Source organism: Undibacterium sp. Ji42W (assembly GCF_049340405.1).
Lineage (GTDB): Bacteria > Pseudomonadota > Gammaproteobacteria > Burkholderiales > Burkholderiaceae_D > Undibacterium.
The window spans coordinates 201,099-219,416 of record NZ_JBMPOV010000003.1; the positions used below are offsets into that span (position 1 = coordinate 201,099).

Consider the following 18,318-nt stretch of genomic DNA (forward strand, 5'->3'; position numbering starts at 1 on the left):
CTATTTTAAGAATTGGAATCATCTTGACTACCGTCGCCATCACCCCACAAATTCAAGCCAGCAACCAAAGCCCCTTCGTCCTGTTTGGCGGCATGAATGTGCTGGAATCCAAAGACATGGCCTTGCGCGTTGCCGAAGAATACGTGCGTGTCACCAGCAAGCTGGGCATCCCCTACGTCTTCAAGGCAAGCTTTGACAAGGCCAACCGTTCTTCCATCCATTCTTACCGCGGCCCCGGCCTGGAAGAAGGCTTGAAGATATTCGAGGCCATCAAGGCAGAATTTGGCATTCCCCTGATCACTGATGTGCATGAGACATGGCAAGCTGCGCAAGTGGCAGAAGTCGTCGATGTATTGCAACTGCCAGCCTTCCTGGCACGCCAGACCGACCTGGTGGTCGCTCTCGCCAAAACTGGCCGCGTCATCAACATCAAGAAGCCGCAGTTCCTCAGTCCTTCCCAAGTACAAAACATCGTCGAAAAATTCAGGGAAGCAGGCAATGATCAACTGATACTCTGCGACCGCGGCACCTGCTTTGGCTACGATAACCTGGTGGTCGATATGCTCGGTTTTGCTGTCATGAAAAAAGTGACGAACAACTTGCCTGTCATCTTCGACGTTACCCACGCCCTGCAACAACGTGAAGCTGGCGCAGCAGCCTCCGGTGGCCGCCGTGAACAAATCGTTGAACTGGCGCGCGCAGGTATGGCGACAGGCCTGGCGGGCCTGTTCCTCGAAGCGCATCCTGATCCGGCGCAGGCGAAGTGTGATGGTCCTAGTGCCCTGCCGCTGGATAAGCTGGAGCCTTTCCTGGCACAGTTGAAATCGCTGGATGATTTGGTGAAGTCGTTTGGGGCGTTGGAGATTTAATCTCAAATTCATTTCCTAAGGTGCTTTCTCACTCCGCATTCAGACTTGTATAAAAATGTTTAAAAATAAAATTTTCATTACTTCTACTCTTGTATTGACTCTGCTCAATTTCCATTGTGGAGTATCTGAAGTATGGGCGCAAACCGAATTGAAAGATATTCCGAGCATCTCAGTCGTGCCAAACATAAAACCGACTCTCCTGCTAAAAGCGTCATATGATCGTTGTAAGAAACCAGAATATCCCCGACTTGCATTGCGTTATGAAATGGTGGGAAAGACGGAGCTGGATTTAGGTGTGAATTCCGAAGGGCGAGTGACAATGGCAGAGGTCACACGTAGTAGTGGTTGGCGTGCATTGGATGAAGCTGTCTTGATTGCAATGATGGGTTGCCAAATTTTCGATGATCCTAAAACAGAAAGACTTTACGTCAAGACTGCCTATGCATGGTCTCTTGAAAGTAATGTTCCAAGCAAGCCTGCAGAAGTGTTGGCGGGAACATGTAACAAGTCCGATTTCGTCAGTTTTGCAAAAGATAATGAACCAGGGCGTGGTATTGTCGTTGGTGTCTGGCTGAATAAGGATGGAGGTATTGAGAAAACCAATCTTGAGTGGTCGCTTGATCCAAAATTGAATCAGGAAAGTGTCAAGCTCGTCAGCTCTTGCAAGTTCAAACCTTCATTTGATGCGGTAGGAAATCTGGCTTCGGTCATTTCACTGCGGTTGTTGCCTCTGCGGTCAAAGTAAATGCTTCACGGTAAAGGTGCATTAAGATTTATGTTCGCAGACCTCGATCATCTTTACCGCTTCCCCACCAGAGCCGCCATAGACGCACTGGCAATACGCTTCAATCTGCCCAATGAAAAAAATATGCAGGATTGGGAATATGAAGTTGCTGATGCGAGCAGGATAGATGAATTTCTTGTCGTCTACGCTAGTGGTGAATTAAGCCAGGATGAAAAATTCACGCTCATGGCCATGCTATTGCAATCATCTTGCGACACCATAGATGAAAATGAGAATTTTCTGCGCAGCGAGAGCTGGAAGCAGTTTTTGGACTTGCTTGAGCGAGATATTGACATACATATTCATCTTGTCTGGTATTGGTCATGTACTGATACTGAGGATTTGAGTGATGCAAGGTCGATTACCCCATTTATCCGGCCCGTCCTTTTACGACATCAGGAAAAATTCTCTGCCATTTGTTCGCCTATGTGAGTTTAGCGCCAATCGCATGCGGTCCAGATGGATGTGAGAAGCTAAAGTTGGCTGCGGACGTCTAGTTAAGCTGGCAATTACACATTTATTACCTGGTGCGGCAATCATCATCGTGTTACCTGGCAGTGTTGCGCACCTACGCTTTGACGCGAACTTAGGAAGAGGGCAGTTTTCTTCAATACTTTGGCGAAGTATCCCGCCACCATTGACTCCTTTCCATTTTTCGATCGGAGTTGAACATGACAGTATCAAATTTGCCAAAATTTCCAGCGGCATGGCAGCCACTGGTTGCTCAGGCAGCGAATGAACTTCGCCAGTTGGCACTGGATGAAGAAGCCAAGGCGCGGTTTTGTGACGATCCAATCTTACGTCCCTATATGCAACGCGTGGCCAAGCGCTATGTCGCTGGCGAGACAATTCAAGATTTGTTGCGGCGCATACAGCAAATCAATGCAAGAGGTCATGCCGGGTCGGCTGAATACATGGGGGAAAGTTGTCGGGACGAGGGCAAGTCGCTGGCTGAAACAGCCATATTCCTTGAATTGATCGCGGCTATCGACAGACTGAACTTGCGCTGTTCGATTTCCCTGGACCTGTCGCACGTAGGATCAGTGATTGATGCGGAACTTGGTTTTCAAAATGTGAAACGCATCGCTACAGCCGCAGCATCGGTGGGGCGCGAGGTCATGATTTCGATGGAGGGATCGGATCGTGCTGATAATATTTACGCGACCTATGGCCGCTTGCATACGGAGGCGGGTCTGAGCAATATTGGCATTACCGTGCCCGCCAAGCTGCATCGCACCGCACAGGATATTCCTGTGCTGATGGCATATCCGGGAAGAATTCGCCTGGTCAAGGGCGCATTTCTGGAGGCAGAAAATATTGCTTACAGCCGCAATAGCCCTGAACTTGCAGCCTGCTATCGACGCTACGCAAAGACCTTGCTCTCGAGCGGCCATCAATGTTCGATAGCGACCCATGATGCTCAAATTCAAGAAGAATTATCTGCTTTTATCTCAAGCGAGGATGTGCGGCGCGATAGCTATGAATTTGAATCCCTGATCGGTCTTGGTACTGATTTGCTTGACAGCTTGCAAAGACGTGGCTTTGTGACGCGGGAATATGCGGTGTTTGGCGAAGAATATTTTCTTTATGTACTCAACCGCATTGCAGAGGAACCTGTGCGCCTATATCAGGCGGTGATCGACGTCATGGCAGCATCATCATAATTCGCTTATGAAGGTATGAGTCTATCCGCGGCCCCGATACTGACCAGGTGTGGCTGCCAGATGCTGTTTAAAAGCGCGCTGGAAATGCGCCTGATCCGAGAACCCAGTGTCGATGGCAATGTCGGCGATGGCATGGCCGCGTCTGAGCTGGGCGCGGCCCTGTTGAATACGGTGATTGATCAGATAGGCATGAGGCGTCATGCCGAATTGATGCTTGAATGCGCGTATCAGATAGGCTGGCGACAATTCGGCAGCGGCGCAAATTTCTTCAAGCTTCAGTGGACGATTGAAGTTTCCCTTGATGAAATCCGCCGCGCGCATGAGCTTGACGTTGGCGTCCTTGTTGCTGGTGGATGCAGGATCAAGCCGGTTTTGCAGCACCGAGAAAAAATCGATGACAGCGCCATGTTTTTGCAATTGATCCGCATGTTCATCCGCTAACATCGCACATAGAGAGGTCAATTCCACAAACAGGGAATTGGTCGATATTGTTGAAAACGGCCTGAAGTCAGCATTGGCACTGAAGCCAAGTTCCTGCTGAAGCGTCGCCAACCATGCATGATCGACATACAACATGTGGTAAGACCAGGGCTCGTCAACAACGGGATTACAGGCGTGTATCTCTTCAGGATTGATAATGACGACCGTTCCTGCAGCTACCTGCTCTTTCATTTTGCCGTTCAGGTAGGTACTCTTTCCCCCGGTGATTGCGCCAATGGAAAAGCTCTCATGCGAGTGCTTCGCATAAGCTATGCTACGCGCTCCCTTGATAGACCGCATCTCGACAAAAGGCAACTGTTCGTGGCGCCAGAAATGGGGTGAAGCGCTGTGGCTGGAAGGGGATGCCATGGTTCGCGGTATATTGACAGGCGGGGTTTTATTTTACCGTATCTGGCATTTTCCTGACATCGATAGGGAGCTAATGGCAAATCGGCGAAGTTTATCTAGCATGAGAATGGGCGGTATTATTAAACACAGTCCCACAGGGCTGATTAAAAAAAGCCAATAAATTTGTATGCATGGGTATGACAATATTTCCAAATCAATTAGGACTTACATAAAATTGTTCCAGCAAGGCGTGACGACGAAGCCAGTACTCTCAATACGTTGCTCATAGGAGAAAAATTGCAACGCAGCTTGTATGCTGTCTTCAAGTATAAGATTGTTTGCTTGATTTGATTTAAACAGGTTTGATAACGGGATTATTCCTTGCCTTGACCTGCACATAAATTTCTTTTGGTGCTTCATCAAAATATTCAAACAAAGCAGGGCATAGCCATCCTTCCATATCCAATTGTTCTGAAAAATACCAGTTGCCGTCACAGTCCTCTCTGCTCCAGGAGAGTTTTATCTGGTGACCAGGGAAGGCGATCGCAGAAAAAAGCATGATAAAACCTGATTCTGGGTCAGGAATTGTGGCAACTACCTTGTCTATCATTGTGTCTGCGCCGCACACGAAAGGCTCTTGCAGCAGGCCTACACGCTCATCATCAAATACCCAACTGTCGCGGTATTTGTAGGGGGCGATGATGTTGATCGAATTCATTTGTATTTGCCTGTCAAATTTGAGTTACTCACTGTGGCATCATCAGCTATTTATCTGCTGACGATGATGTCTGTGCTGCTTTTACAGACAGTCACCGCAAGCACACGCCGTCAATATTGCAGCATAAGGGGCCATAATACAAAAGATGATGGCACTGAAGAATATTGCAAGAAGTATTTGCCATAAAGCGGGCTTTCTTCTCCAAATATGCTGAGTGAAAATCAGGGTGAAGACGGATGCTGGTAAATATGCCGCAAAGTAATCATCCTTGAGTTCTTTGGCTGGTGCCCAGGAATAAGTCAGGGTGACAGAGACGACCAAAGCCAGCATGGTCAAACTGATGGCAAGGCAGCATGCTGCTACAGTATTACCTGAATCGCGTCTGAAAACGCTCCTTAAACCGTGAAGTAGCATAAGGGCATTCGGGATGATCAAGAGCAATGCAATCTGATCTATTTGCATAAAAATGAGTAAATGACTTACGAAGGTATTTGAAAATTTAGTGTGTAAAGTTGTACGGGCATGAAGTAAATACCTTATGTGACGTACTATGAACGCCACTGGAGCGCCAGCCCGGTGGATTCCAGCTAAAGGCACGCTGGAATGACGTTACTAAGTGGAAGAGTTTATTCCTAAGCGCCTAGCTATTGTTGTGTGCTGGTTGCTCTCATTAGTATGCCAATCGCCCCGCGAACCTCGTCAACAGTCGCAGGCTCCCCACTATCCCCAAGATTAATAATCTTATCCGACCAGTTACCTTCAGTTTTCCAGCGCGGTGAAGCGCAATAGATTTCTATGGTCGGGGTTTCATAAGCTGCGGCGATATGCGTCAGGCCTGTATCGACACCAATAGCCAGACGTGCTTTTTGCGCCAGCAGGGTTGCGGCTTGCATGGATAGTGCAGGCAAGACGGTCGCATTCGACATGACGGCTGCCATGGCTTCTGCTTCGGCTTTTTCTGCCGCACTGCCCCAGGGCAGCAATATCGGTAAATCGTGGTTTTTTAATTCTGCGGCAATCGCCTGCCAATTCTCACGCGGCCATTTCTTGGCTGCGCCTGCGGTGCCATGGAAGAACACAGCATACGGCGTGACTGGCAGCCATGCACGCTGGTCAGCGGGTATATCCGGTGCCTGCAAGCCAAAGCTGGCAGGTGTGTTGACGGTATAGCCGCCAGCGGCGGCAGCAACCAGGCGGCCGCGCAGGACGGCGTGGGTGCGCTTGTCTACCGGTACGCTGATGTCGTGGAAGATTCTGGACATGCCTTCATAGCCCGAACCCTCTGTGCCATTGGCGAGGCCGACTTTCTTGCCACCTTTGACGGTTTTTGCCAGGCCCATGATGATGCCGGTTTTCAGCAAGCCCTGGGTATCAAGCACCAGGTCATATTGCTCTTGCCTCAACTGGCGAAAGAATTTTTTTATTTCTTGTCGCGTTACTGCTTGTCCCAGGCGCTTGCGCCAGCGGCGCAAGGCGAAGGGGAATACCTGGTCGACACCAGGATTAAGTCGCACCAGTTGCACATAGGCTTCTTCCACCACCCAATCTATGCGCGCCTGAGGGAACTGGCGGCGCAAGTCATCTACGATGGGCATATTATGCAAAACATCGCCCAGCGACGAGACACGAACAAGAAGAATTTTCACAATAGTAGTAAGACCAAAAATCTCACCACAGAGACACAGAGGCACAGAGAAAAACAAGAGAAAACCTCAAAGGATAGAAGCGATAAATTTGATTACCTTTCCTTTATCTTTTCGGTTTTCCTCTGTGCCCCCTCTGTGTCTCCGTGCCTCTGTGGTGAGCTTGCAGGTTTATATAAATTAATACGGCAATTTCGCATCTGGCTTCACAGCCAGCACAGCCTGCTTCATTGCGCCCTGTATGCGTGCCAGTGCTTCCGGGTTTTCAGCTTCGAAGCGCATGACGATGACGGGGGTGGTGTTGGATGAGCGGGCCAGGCCGAACCCGTCCGGGTATTCCACACGCAAGCCATCGATGGTGATGATTTCATCTGAACCAGGGAAGTCAGCATTGGCCTGCATGGCCGCGATGATCTTGAAATTTTCACCTTCGGCCAGTTGCAATTGCAGTTCTGGTGTTGAAGTCGATTGTGGCAAGTTGTTCAGCGTGGCTGTCATGTCGGCCACGCGGCTGACCAGTTCCAGCAGGCGCGCGCCAGCATACAGGCCATCATCAAAACCATACCAGCGGTCCTTGAAGAAGACGTGACCGCTCATTTCGCCACCGAGTGGGGAGCCGGTTTCGCGCAGCTTGGCCTTGACCAGGGAATGGCCAGTTTTCCACATCAGCGGTACACCGCCACGGGCTTTTACCCAGGGGGCGATATGGCGTGTGCATTTAACGTCATACAAGATTTGCGCGCCGGGGTTGCGTGTCAATACGTCTTCAGCAAACAGCATGAGCTGGCGGTCTGGGTAGATGATCTGGCCATCCTTGGTAACGACACCGAGACGGTCACCATCGCCATCAAATGCCAGACCGATTTCTGCGTCGGTGGTTTGCAGGCAGCGTATCAGGTCTTGCAGGTTTTCCGGGTGGGCTGGGTCAGGATGGTGGTTAGGGAAGGTGCCATCGACTTCGCAGAACAGTTCGATAACTTCACAACCCATGCCGCGATACAGTTCGCCAGCAAATGCGCCGGCCACGCCGTTGCCGCAATCGACGGCAATTTTCAAGGGGCGGGCAACTTTGACATCACCAATGATGCGCTCAAGGTAAGTCGCCTTGATGTCATGCGTGCGGTAGTCGCCACTGCCTTGTTTGAAATCCTTGTTCAATATGGTTTGGTACAGCGCCTGGATGGCATCACCATAAATTGCTTCGCCAGCCAGTACCATTTTGAAACCGTTATAGTCAGGCGGGTTGTGGCTACCTGTGACCATGATGCCGGACGTGGCACCCAGTACATTGGTGCCAAAATACACCATCGGGGTGACCACGACGCCCAGATCAATCACATCCACGCCAGTCGATTGCAAACCTTTGGCCAGCGCCGTGATGAGATCAGGGCCGGACAAGCGGCCATCGCGGCCTATAACCACGGTTTTTTCACCTTTGGCGATGGCAGCACTGCCGAAGGCCTGGCCTATCAGGTGGGCAACTTCTGCATCCAGAGTTTTATCGATGATGCCGCGAATATCGTAGGCTTTGAATATGCTGGGGGAGAGTAGGGACATGATTATTTTTCTATAGTAAAAAGATTCAGTGGAGCAGCCCGGTGGCTGTCGGGTCTTCAGAACCAGTTTGCTGGGCTTGCCAGATCAGGTCTTCAATACCGCATTGTGGTTCATATTCTGCCACTGTTTGCAGCAACAGGGCACGGATTTGCTCATAATCAAAGGCGATGCAGGCAGTGTGCAGGTTTTGCAGCAGGGTATTCAGTTGATCCCATGGCAACTCATTCTCCTGGGCGCGCATGATCAGCGGGTGAGAAGTGCCTTCAACATTGTCGCCTATCAGCAATTCTTCATACAGTTTTTCACCGGGGCGCAGGCCTACGTGCTGGATTTCTATAGTGCCATCTGGCGTGGTTTCGCTCTTCACTTCCAGGCCACTCAAATGCACCATGCGTCTTGCCAGGTCGATGATACGCACAGGTTCGCCCATATCGAGCACAAACACATCACCACCTTCACCCATGGCACCTGCCTGCAAGACCAGTTGTGCGGCCTCGGGGATGGTCATGAAATAGCGGGTGATCTCAGGGTGGGTCAATGTGATGGGGCCACCTGCCATGATCTGTTTGCGGAACAGCGGTACGACCGAGCCGGAAGAACCCAGCACATTACCAAAGCGCACCATGCAAAAACGCGTATGTTGCTGGCGGCGTGAGCACGCTTGCAAGATCAGTTCGGCCAGGCGCTTGGTCGCACCCATGACATTGGTCGGGCGCACCGCCTTGTCAGTCGAGATCAACACAAAATTCTTGACCTTTGCCGCCATCGCCGCCTGCGCGACGGACAGGGTACCAAACACATTATTGCGTATGCCTTCAGCCGGGTTATGTTCTACAAGCGGGACATGCTTGTAGGCCGCAGCATGGTACAAGGTTTCAACTTCGCAGGTGGTGAAGATGCGGTCGAGCTTGGCACTGTCCAGTATGGAACCGAGAAAGGGCAAAATCTCCACATCCAGCTTCAGATGCTGGCGCAGGCCAGTCAGTTCCTGCTCTATCGCATACAGGGCATATTCCGACATTTCCAGCAAGACCAGTTTGGCCGGGCGCTGGCGCAAGATCTGGCGGCATAGTTCAGAGCCTATCGAGCCACCAGCTCCCGTCACCATGACACGCTTGCCAGTGATGCAGATACTCAGCAGGCGGGCATCGGGCTCGACCTGGTCACGACCTAGCAAATCTTCTATCTCTACTTCGCGTATATCCTGCAAACGCAGTTCGCCATTCACCAGGCTTTGTATTGAGGGTGTGACCTTGATCTTGAGTTTCAGCGTTTCGAGCTGGTCGAGTATCTGCTTTTGCCTGGTCTTGCTGATGCTGGGCATCGCCAGCAGGATTTCACGTATGTCGTGGCGCTCAGCCAGGTCTTTCAACAATTCAGGTGCAAATACCTTGACACCGCCTATGGTAGAACCCTGTATGGATCTGTTGTCGTCAATAAAGGCGGTGCAAACATATTCACCGCCAGCACGCAGGGCAGTAGCCAGTTGCGCACCAGCCTTGCCCGCACCATAGATGGCAATGCGCGTGGCGTTCTCTGCCATGTCAGCTTGCAACAGCCAGGCCCTGGCCAGAAAACGGCTGGCACCTACATACAGGATGGAAACTGCCCAGAAAAAACCAAACACGGCACGCGACAATGGCGTGATATGCAGCATCACCGCCACAAACGCCATGAACAGCACCGACAGGGTGACGCCAAAGACCACTACGCTGATGATTTTCTGGTCGATGAAACGGATCACGGCACGGTACAAACCTATGCGTATGAATACCGGTATGGCGATCAGGGAAGAAGAAACGATGAGCCAGAAGTAATGATTGAACAGGCTGGTATTGAAGGTTTCATAGCGCAGCCAGATCGCCAGAATAAACATCAGCGGCAGGCAAATGACATCGGCCAGGGCGGCTATCAACTGTTTTTGCAGGCGGGGCAGATTGAGTACGGATTGCATCATGATAGCGCAGCCTTATTAATGTGTAACACCATCACGACGCACCACCTTGTAGAAGGTCAGGAAGAGTATGCGGATATCTAGCATGAAGGATTGGTGCTGTAGATAATATGCATCCAGAGCTACTTTAACAGGAATAGGCAATTCATCCCTGCCATTGATTTGTGCCCACCCTGTCAAGCCAGGCGGGATAGTATGCACTTGCTTTTCAGTGCGCAGGGCAATCAGGTCATGCTGGTTGTACAGGGCCGGGCGAGGACCCACAAAACTCATATCGCCACGCAGTATGCTCCACAACTGCGGCAATTCGTCGAGGCTGGATTTGCGCAGGAAAGAACCGATGGGCGTCAGGTATTGGTCAGGATTGCTCAGCAGATGCGTGGCAACTGCCGGTGTGTCAATCAGCATGCTGCGGAACTTGGGCATCTTGAAAATGACATTATTGCGCCCAACCCGGTCTGACCAATAAACAATAGGCCCGCGTGAAGTCAACCTGACGCAGGTGGCAACGATGATCAAGGGCGTGATCAAAAACAGGCTGGCTGTCAGGGCAAGGACGAGATCGAAAAGGCGCTTCAACATATTCTTCATTCAATAGGTATGGCCGCAGTTGTGGCCTGCAAGCCTTGTTCTACAGTATAAGGCGGTGACCAGGCCAGCAGCTTTCTGGTCTTGCTGATATCGACTTGCAATGACTGGCACAAGCGGTCAGCCACATTTTTCTTGCGCAGCATGCTGGCAGCGAGTGTTAGCAAGGCCGCAGGGAAGGGCAGCAGGCGGGATTTGACTTGCAAGGCCTGCGCGCACAGGCGCAATAATTCTGTTGTTGATAAGTCGCTGCCGTCCGATGCGAGGAAGACCTGGTTGCGTGCCGCTTCATGCAAACGACAATGCAGGACAAGATCGACCAGGTTACCCAGATACACAAAGCTGCGCTGGTTACGTATGCTGCCCAAGGGCAAAGGCAGGCCACGACGCACCATACGTAACATGCTCAGGAAATTGGCTTTGACACCTGGCCCATACACCAGCGGCGGACGTATGATGGTGACAGCCATGCCAGTTGCCTGTGCCAGTTGCAGCAAAGCCTGCTCTGCCTCCATTTTGGATATGCCATACGCATCTTGCGGCAAGGGCTGGTCATCAGCGGTATATGGATGACCCGGCAAGGTCGCTTCGCCATTGACCTTGACTGAACTCAGATAAATAAATTGCTTGACGCCCGCTGCTGCTGCCTGGCGCGCCAGTTGCAGGCTGGCATCGACATTCACTGCACGAAACTGTGCGAGAGGATCACTCGCGGTCTCTTGCATGACATGTACCCGTGCTGCACTGTGGATGACGATGTCCACACCTTGCAGATGGGCAGACCAGTCAGTATCAGCCTTCATGTCGCTGACAATAGGATTGTGCATGTCTGCGGACTGCCAGTCGAGAGGGCGGCGGCTGGGGCAAATCAGGGTGATATTCTGACACAGGCAGGCGCGGGCAATAGCCTGGCCGACAAAGCCACTCGCACCGGTCAACAAGATTTGCTGCTTCATACTTTATTTGGCAGCAGGCAAATTCGACCGTCTGTCATAGACAAAATAGCGGCGCGAGAGGAATTTCAGGAAGCTGCGGAAAAACCAACTGGCATGTCGAGATACCAGGTTGCGGTTTTTATGGGCAGCTGTATGGGTGGCGTCGAGTTGTGGATAGAAGCGTATGCCTTTCCCCAGCAGTTGCTTGGAACGGTAGCAAATATCCACATCTTCAAAATACATGAAATAGCGGGTATCAAAACCTTGCAGCGCCCGATAGTGCGGCGCATCAAAAGCCAGGAAGGCACCAGATGCCCAATCGACATGGCAGGTTTCTGTCATGGTCTTCTTGTCGTAGGGCTCGGACAGGGAACGCACTGCCACCATGCGCAATAATGAAATAATATTTGGGAAGCGGCGGACATTCGCGTCCACAAACAGGTGCTGGTCATCGCGATAGAGATTAATGGTGGCGACCGGGAAAGCGTCGCGCTGCATATTCTCAACCAGGGTGACAATCGTATTGGCACTGATGGTGATGTCAGGGTTCATGACGATAAAACTGTCACCTTCAGCAAAACCGATGCTGCTGCTGATAAGGTCAAACAGGTAATTATTGTTTTCGCCAAAACCAAGGCCAGGTTTATCGTCAACGTAAGAGACGCCATGTTGCAAACAATAAGCTTTTAATGCCGGGGAGGGCTGGTTATCCTTGATCCACACATGCATATTCGCCGCCGCATCGCGCAAGCCACCCATGCCGCTTGCAATAAGCAGATCTTCATGGCCGTGACTGACGATTGCGACATGTATCATAGTTTGCTAAGTGATTCTGGATAGGGTCTGGCAATTAAGCCTGACGACTAAACTGGCGACTTTGTATCCAATACTTTAAAAATAATACGCCCAGTTTCCAGTCAGGGAAATTATGGATGGGCGGCGTGAACAATTTCCTTGTGTACCAGATTTTCTCATAGAAATCACAGTTTATAGGTGCCGGATTTAACCATGGTGGCTGTTTTTCTTGCGCATTCGCTGTTTCTGCCATGCTGATGCGGCATGCAACCTGTTCTATACCGTGCGCTTGCCTGATTTCTTGCAGTATGACTGCCTGGTCTATGCCAGGGCGCTGATGTTGCCGCTGTTGCCGCGCTTGCTGATTTTGCTGCTGCTGTTGCTCCAGATAATAATCCATATCATCCAGCAAGGTATCCTGACTGCCTGATTTGAGCTGATCTGCCGGGGAATATCCGTGCGCGCCGGTCAATATGCCAAAGCAGGGCAGGCCCTTGACCGCCATTTCCGGGAAGGCCGTGCCGCCAGTCAACGGAAAGCTATCGACATAGACGCTGGCATCGCGCATGCAGGCCAGATAATCCTGATATGCCATGCGCTGGTGGAAAATTGCCTGCTTGCCCATTTGCCGCGCAGGCTTCCACCACCACCAGTTGGTTTTCAGGTTGGGGCCTATCAACATCAGTTTGCGCCCAGTTCTGACTTGTAGCTGCACTGCAAAATCAGGGAATGAATATGCGCCGCCGGGTTTATATTTATAGGCTGATCCTGCACTGGTGATATGGCCGGCGGCATTTTCCAGTCGTTCGTCAGTGGTCTCTGGCAATTTTAATGGGATGCCGGCAAACACGCATTTCTCATGTGTGCCGCGCTGCTTGCTGAGTTCCCAGCCAAAATAACTGAGTTCGAGCACCACATCCGCCGTACCATGACCATAAGAAAATACATGGTCGGCATGGTTGTACATATAAATGCGGGTGCCGCACAATTGCCTGGCTAATCCTGCCGCGATGACAGCATCAATGTCATAGGGGTGGATATGCAGCACAAGGATTTTGTATTGTGCAAATTGATTCAGCAAGGCCTGTATCTTTTCTTGCCTGCTGCTATATTTTGGCAGGCAGATGCAGGAATGGTCGGGCTTACTCAGCTTTTCCCAGGTCGCAGGCGGTGCTTTTTCTGTCACCAGTACCGCAGAATCCTGCATGGCCTGGCTAGCGATCAGGTGTTCTACCACGCGGGTATGGCCACTGGCGGTGTAAGCCTGGCTCAGTACATGTAAATAAGTTGCCTTGATGTCTCGTTGTGCTGGCGCTGTGAACAAATGCTGGTAACGTTGCAGCAAAGTCTGCTCTAGTTCAACCAAGGCATACTGGCCCAGATTATTTTTCCATAGCAGTTCGCCAAGCGCGCGGGCACGTCGCATGCAGCTATCGAGTTCGCCCGCCGCGAGTACGCGGGCGACGCATGCCTGTATAAAACTGGCGAGCTTGAGTGGGCGTTCAGCGGTAGGCATATTTTTTCAAAATCCAGGCGATACATGCCCAATACAATACATAGTTAATGCAAAAAGCAATCACTGCACCCTGCAAACCAAATGCAGGGGTCAACAGATAAGTCAGGGCAACCAGCGACAGGCTGAAGACGATTTCGGTAATCACATATGGCTTCGTCAGCGCCCGGCCCAACATGACAAAGCCCAGCACCCAACTACCTATCTTGATGAAATCGCCGACCAGTTGCCAGGCCAGTAGCTGCAACATGGGGCGAAATTCTTCCGTGAACACCAGCCACAGCATGAGCTCACGCAAGAGATAGACCATGACCGCACCCAGCGCTGTCAAAGGCAAGACAAAACGATATACGCGGGCGATTTCTTTTTTTAGTTCGGCTGCTATCTTGATTTCTGCCAGTCGTGGCAGGTAATACACGGTTAGTGTGGTGGTGATCAGCATGAGGTAGATATCGCTGATCCGCGTCACTGCCTGCCAGTAACCAGCCTCTTGCCAGCCAAAGTCTTGCACCAGATGATTGCGTATCAACATCTGGCTCAGCGGTACGACTGTGGCAGTGACAATGGCCATCATCGCATACGCGCCCAGCTTGAGCAGCATGTCCTTATCTGTCTTTGCAAACAGCATGCTAAAGCGGAACCACTTGCTGCGCAGGCATAGCACCAGTGTGATGATGGCGACGAAAGACTGGTTCACAGCCAGCGCGACCAGTGCACCATAAAGACCCCATGCGCTGGCCAGCAACCATGTCGCCAACAGAGTGACGATGCTGGTCGCAATATTCGCACCTACATAGGAGGCGACTGCTTTCTTACCATTCAAAATCGCCAGCAACAGCGTATTCAATACAAACAGCACCAGACTGGCCGCCAGCCATAAAAACACGCTGCCGTACTGCGTATCTTTTAATAGCAATACCGCCAGTTGCTGATGAAACACGGCAATGATTGCAGAAGCGGCCAGTGAGCAATATAAAGAGATACGTGCTGCGCTGGCCCAGACCTTTTGCTGGGCGGCGACATCATCGCCATGCTCTGCCGTGTACTTGGTTACACCGGTCGAAATCGCTCCACTGCCAAACGACAAGATCATGGTCACGGCATTCTGGAATTGCCCTATGACTGCATAGCCGCCTGGCCCCACATACACGGCCAGTAATTTGTTCAGGCCCAGCATGGTCAGCATCCTGACCATGACTGCAATCGCATTTAACAGGCTGGTACGGACCAGTGTCATTGTCAGGAAGCTGAGGACGCTTGCAGTACGAAATCACGCACGGCGGTGATGACGCGGCTGACATCTTCAGGTGCAAGATAAGGATCAAGCGGCAGGCTCAGTTCTTCTGCATGGATTTGTTCAGACAAAGGGAAGCTGCCCACACCCAGTTGCAATTCAGCATAAGCCGGTTGCAGATGTGGTGGGATAGGGTAATGCACCAGGCTGCCGATGCCAGCATCCTGCAAGTATTTTTGCAGGGCATCACGTCTGGCATGACGCACTGCATAGATATGCCAGACCGGTTCAGACCATTCAGGCACGAACGGTATCACCAGGCCAAGCAAGTCTTTCAAGCCTTCATGATATTGCTGTGCCAGAGCACGACGCTGCATATTCCAGCCATCCAGTCTGCCCAGTTTTACCCTTAACAAAGCCGCCTGCAATTCATCGAGGCGCGAGTTATAGCCCTTGACTTCATTATGGTATTTGATTTGCGAACCATAATTGCGCAAGACTTTTAATTGCTTGGCCAGCCCGGCATCATTGGTCGTGACACCGCCAGCATCGCCCAGCGCGCCGAGGTTCTTGCCTGGATAAAAACTATGGGCTGCAGCATCGCCCAAGCCACCAGAGACACGCCCTTTATAGGTTGCACCATGCGATTGCGCTGCATCTTCTATGACTTTCAAACCATGCTCGCGGGCGAGGACGATAATCGGGTCCATGTCTGCGATTTGGCCATAAAGATGCACGACCATGATGGCCTTGGTTTTGGGAGTAATGGCCGCCGCGATTTTTGCGGGATCGATATTGTAAGTAGCCAGGTCCGGTTCCACCGCAACTGGCGTAGCACCCGCATACGATACCGCCAGCCAGCTAGCGATATAGGTATTCGAAGGCACGATGACTTCATCACCTTCACCTATGCCATAGGCACGTAAAATCAGGTGCAGCGCATCCATCCCATTGCCAACTCCCACGCAATGCTGGCTGCCGCAATAAGCCGCATACTCAGCTTCAAACGCTTCCAGTTGTTTGCCCTGTATAAACCAGCCACTATCCAATACTTCATTAAAAGCCTGATTCAACTCCGCACGCAAATCCTGATGCTGAGGCTTGAGTTCCAGATAAGGTAAAGATTTCATGTTATCCATTCGCTTATTTCACGTATAAGAAGAACTGCACTGAGACAGATTTTCTCTTGATTTTCTCTGTGGTAAAGCAAGGAATTCAAGCGACGTGTCGCTTGCTTGCGCAACGATAAACTTTTGCAAAAGTTTATTCCTTCCTCTGTGCCTCTGTAGTGAGAGGTCTTTTCCAGACTGACTGATATCAGTCAGTTTCTATGAACTTCAAAAACTCATCATATTTGCGCAAATAATCTGCCTCTTCATAGTGCTGGTCAGCAAACACCAGCAAGACGCAATCTTCCGTGAAATTTTTCATTTCATGCCAGATGCCGGTGCCGATGTAGACGCCTTTGGCCGGGGAATCAAGTTCGAGTTCGACGCGATCTTGGCCATCATCAAACACCATGGTGCAGGAGCCGCGTACGGCGACGGCCACTTGCTGTAAGGTCTTGTGGGCATGAAAGCCGCGTTCTACACCCTCCAGCGTACCAAAAATATAGTAAACCCTGGCAATGGGAAAAGGGATATCCTGGTTGGCCTCCACGGCGACCAGGCTGCCGCGTTCATCACCGAGCACGCGCATGGGTATCATTTGCAATTTCACTTGGCCTGACCTTGAGCTTGAGTTGTTGAATAGAGTGGTGCAGAAGCAGGCACCTGTACGCTTTTCATGCAGGCATCCAGCGGGATGTGCCAGTCCGGTATGGATAATCCAAATGCAGCCTGCAATTTTTCTGTATTTAATAGAGAGTTGTGCGGACGACGTGCTGGCACAGGATATTCACTGGCTGGTATGCCGCTGATCTGCGGTGCAAACTTGCCGAGTTTGTTTTGCTGGTCTGCCAGTTCTATGATGGCGGTGGCAAAGTCAAACCAGTTGGTCGCGCCTGCGGCACTCAGATGATACACACCACCAATTTGCTGCCACCATGCATCCGTATCTGTGCATTGCCGTAGTTGAGTCAGTATTTCGCAAGTAGCAGCGGCCAGCCAGTTAGCCGAATTAGGCGTGCCCCACTGATCGTTGACGACACGCAATTGATCGCGTTCGCGCGCCAGCTTTAGCATCGTCAGGAAAAAATTCTTGCCAAAGTTTGAGTATACCCAACTGGTGCGCAAGATCAGATGCTGGCAGCCACTGGCGATGATGGCCTGTTCGCCTGCCAGTTTGGTCCAGCCATACAAATTCAGCGGTGCTGTGGCATCGCTTTCTACATAAGGCAGCCAGTTACCTTCAGCATCTGTCTTGTCACCGGCGAAGACATAATCTGTTGAATAATGGATCAGGCCAGCGCCAAGTTTGCGCGCCTCCTCTGCCATGATGGCAGGTGCGAGTGCATTGATGGCATGTGCCTTGTCTTCTTCACTCTCAGCAAGATCTACCGCTGTATAGGCAGCCGGATTGATGATCAGCTCAGGCTTGAAGTCAGCGATACACTGGCGCAATTGCATGGCACTGCTTAAGTCCAGTTCTGCTCTTTGTGGCGCATATACGTTTGCTGTCGCAGGCAAGTGTGACAACAAGGCATGTCCCAGTTGCCCGCTCGTGCCTGTCAATAATATTCTCATGCAAAGACCTCGGCATCAGCCAGCAGTTTGCCCGACTGGTCTTTGCCAGACAGTAGCGGCGCATCCTGCAAGGGCCAGTTGATGTCCAGTACGGGGTCATTCCACAGCAGGCAGCGCTCATGCTCTGGTGCCCAGTAATCGGTGGTTTTGTATAAAAATTCTGCGTTGTCGCTGGTGACTAGAAAACCATGGGCAAAGCCCGGCGGTATCCATAACTGGCGCTTGTTTTCTCCCGACAGGACGACAGCCTCAAACTTGCCAAAAGTCGGCGAAGACTTGCGCAGATCAACGACGACATCAAAGACTTCACCAGCAATCACCCGTACCAGTTTACCCTGGCTTTGCTGTATCTGGTAATGCAGGCCGCGCAAGACATTTTTGGCTGATTTGGAATGATTATCCTGCACAAAATTGACATCCAGGCCTGTCAGTTCAGCAAAAGTGCGGGCATTGAAGCTTTCATAGAAAAAGCCACGGTCGTCGCCGAAAACCCGGGGTTCCAGTATCAGTACGCCGGGCAAGCTGGTTTCTACCACTTTCATCGTAAAACTC

The 18,318-nt window shown here is 51.2% G+C and carries 19 protein-coding genes; 4 read left to right on the forward strand and 15 right to left on the reverse strand.

All coding sequences use genetic code 11. The annotated features are described in order from the left end of the window. Positions 1–23 precede the first annotated feature (23 nt). From kdsA to ACO0LG_RS07145, 4 genes are all read left to right on the forward strand, one after another. Entirely contained in the window at positions 24–869 is an 846-nt protein-coding gene (gene kdsA / locus ACO0LG_RS07130; RefSeq protein ID WP_423024747.1) for a 3-deoxy-8-phosphooctulonate synthase, read from the forward strand. A 55-nt stretch (positions 870–924) separates the two neighbouring features. After that, a complete protein-coding gene (locus ACO0LG_RS07135) occupies positions 925–1,614 on the forward strand; it encodes an energy transducer TonB (protein ID WP_423024749.1) in 690 nt (229 codons plus the stop codon). 30 nt (positions 1,615–1,644) lie between these two features. Then, positions 1,645–2,085, forward strand: coding sequence for a hypothetical protein (locus tag ACO0LG_RS07140; protein WP_423024751.1), 441 nt, complete (start codon positions 1,645–1,647; stop codon positions 2,083–2,085). Positions 2,086–2,324: 239 nt separating this feature from the next. Then, positions 2,325–3,317: a proline dehydrogenase family protein gene (locus tag ACO0LG_RS07145; protein ID WP_423024753.1), complete on the forward strand. Its 993-nt coding sequence runs from the start codon at positions 2,325–2,327 to the stop codon at positions 3,315–3,317. A gap of 21 nt (positions 3,318–3,338) precedes the next feature. Here ACO0LG_RS07145 and ACO0LG_RS07150 read toward each other — a convergent pair whose 3' ends face one another. The 15 genes from ACO0LG_RS07150 to rfbC all read right to left on the reverse strand — a co-directional run bounded on the left by ACO0LG_RS07150 (position 3,339) and on the right by rfbC (position 18,308). Continuing rightward, positions 3,339–4,166, reverse strand: coding sequence for an AraC family transcriptional regulator (locus tag ACO0LG_RS07150; protein WP_423024755.1), 828 nt, complete (start codon positions 4,164–4,166; stop codon positions 3,339–3,341). Positions 4,167–4,497: 331 nt separating this feature from the next. After that, entirely contained in the window at positions 4,498–4,863 is a 366-nt protein-coding gene (locus ACO0LG_RS07155) for a DUF6717 family protein (RefSeq protein WP_422950827.1), read from the reverse strand. An 81-nt stretch (positions 4,864–4,944) separates the two neighbouring features. Continuing rightward, on the reverse strand, positions 4,945–5,325 hold the full coding sequence (locus ACO0LG_RS07160; protein ID WP_423024758.1) for a hypothetical protein: 381 nt from the start codon (positions 5,323–5,325) through the stop codon (positions 4,945–4,947). Positions 5,326–5,507: 182 nt separating this feature from the next. Beyond that, positions 5,508–6,509, reverse strand: a complete 1,002-nt coding sequence (gene waaC / locus ACO0LG_RS07165; RefSeq protein ID WP_423024760.1) for a lipopolysaccharide heptosyltransferase I — start codon at positions 6,507–6,509, stop codon at positions 5,508–5,510. A gap of 177 nt (positions 6,510–6,686) precedes the next feature. Then, a complete protein-coding gene (locus ACO0LG_RS07170) occupies positions 6,687–8,063 on the reverse strand; it encodes a phosphomannomutase/phosphoglucomutase (RefSeq protein ID WP_423024762.1) in 1,377 nt (458 codons plus the stop codon). A 25-nt stretch (positions 8,064–8,088) separates the two neighbouring features. Beyond that, positions 8,089–10,017: a polysaccharide biosynthesis protein gene (locus ACO0LG_RS07175; protein ID WP_423025563.1), complete on the reverse strand. Its 1,929-nt coding sequence runs from the start codon at positions 10,015–10,017 to the stop codon at positions 8,089–8,091. Positions 10,018–10,035: 18 nt separating this feature from the next. After that, positions 10,036–10,596: a sugar transferase gene (locus ACO0LG_RS07180; protein ID WP_423025565.1), complete on the reverse strand. Its 561-nt coding sequence runs from the start codon at positions 10,594–10,596 to the stop codon at positions 10,036–10,038. Positions 10,597–10,604: 8 nt separating this feature from the next. Next, positions 10,605–11,561, reverse strand: coding sequence for a UDP-glucose 4-epimerase family protein (locus ACO0LG_RS07185; RefSeq protein WP_423024764.1), 957 nt, complete (start codon positions 11,559–11,561; stop codon positions 10,605–10,607). A gap of 3 nt (positions 11,562–11,564) precedes the next feature. Then, entirely contained in the window at positions 11,565–12,356 is a 792-nt protein-coding gene (locus ACO0LG_RS07190; protein ID WP_423024766.1) for a hypothetical protein, read from the reverse strand. A 34-nt stretch (positions 12,357–12,390) separates the two neighbouring features. Then, positions 12,391–13,851 carry a hypothetical protein gene (locus ACO0LG_RS07195; RefSeq protein WP_423024768.1) on the reverse strand — a complete coding sequence of 487 codons (1,461 nt, stop codon included), beginning with the start codon at positions 13,849–13,851 and terminating at the stop codon, positions 12,391–12,393. Then, on the reverse strand, positions 13,838–15,085 hold the full coding sequence (locus ACO0LG_RS07200; protein ID WP_423024770.1) for an O-antigen translocase: 1,248 nt from the start codon (positions 15,083–15,085) through the stop codon (positions 13,838–13,840). Before ACO0LG_RS07200 ends, ACO0LG_RS07195 begins: the two co-directional genes overlap by 14 nt. A 2-nt stretch (positions 15,086–15,087) precedes the next feature. Further along, entirely contained in the window at positions 15,088–16,212 is a 1,125-nt protein-coding gene (locus tag ACO0LG_RS07205; protein WP_423024772.1) for a DegT/DnrJ/EryC1/StrS family aminotransferase, read from the reverse strand. A 187-nt stretch (positions 16,213–16,399) separates the two neighbouring features. Further along, on the reverse strand, positions 16,400–16,801 hold the full coding sequence (locus tag ACO0LG_RS07210; protein WP_423024774.1) for a sugar 3,4-ketoisomerase: 402 nt from the start codon (positions 16,799–16,801) through the stop codon (positions 16,400–16,402). Beyond that, positions 16,798–17,766, reverse strand: coding sequence for a dTDP-4-dehydrorhamnose reductase (gene rfbD / locus ACO0LG_RS07215; protein ID WP_423024776.1), 969 nt, complete (start codon positions 17,764–17,766; stop codon positions 16,798–16,800). Before rfbD ends, ACO0LG_RS07210 begins: the two co-directional genes overlap by 4 nt. Continuing rightward, a complete protein-coding gene (gene rfbC / locus ACO0LG_RS07220) occupies positions 17,763–18,308 on the reverse strand; it encodes a dTDP-4-dehydrorhamnose 3,5-epimerase (protein ID WP_423024778.1) in 546 nt (181 codons plus the stop codon). The genes rfbD and rfbC overlap by 4 nt, the downstream gene beginning before the upstream one ends. Between the last annotated feature and the right edge of the window lie 10 nt (positions 18,309–18,318).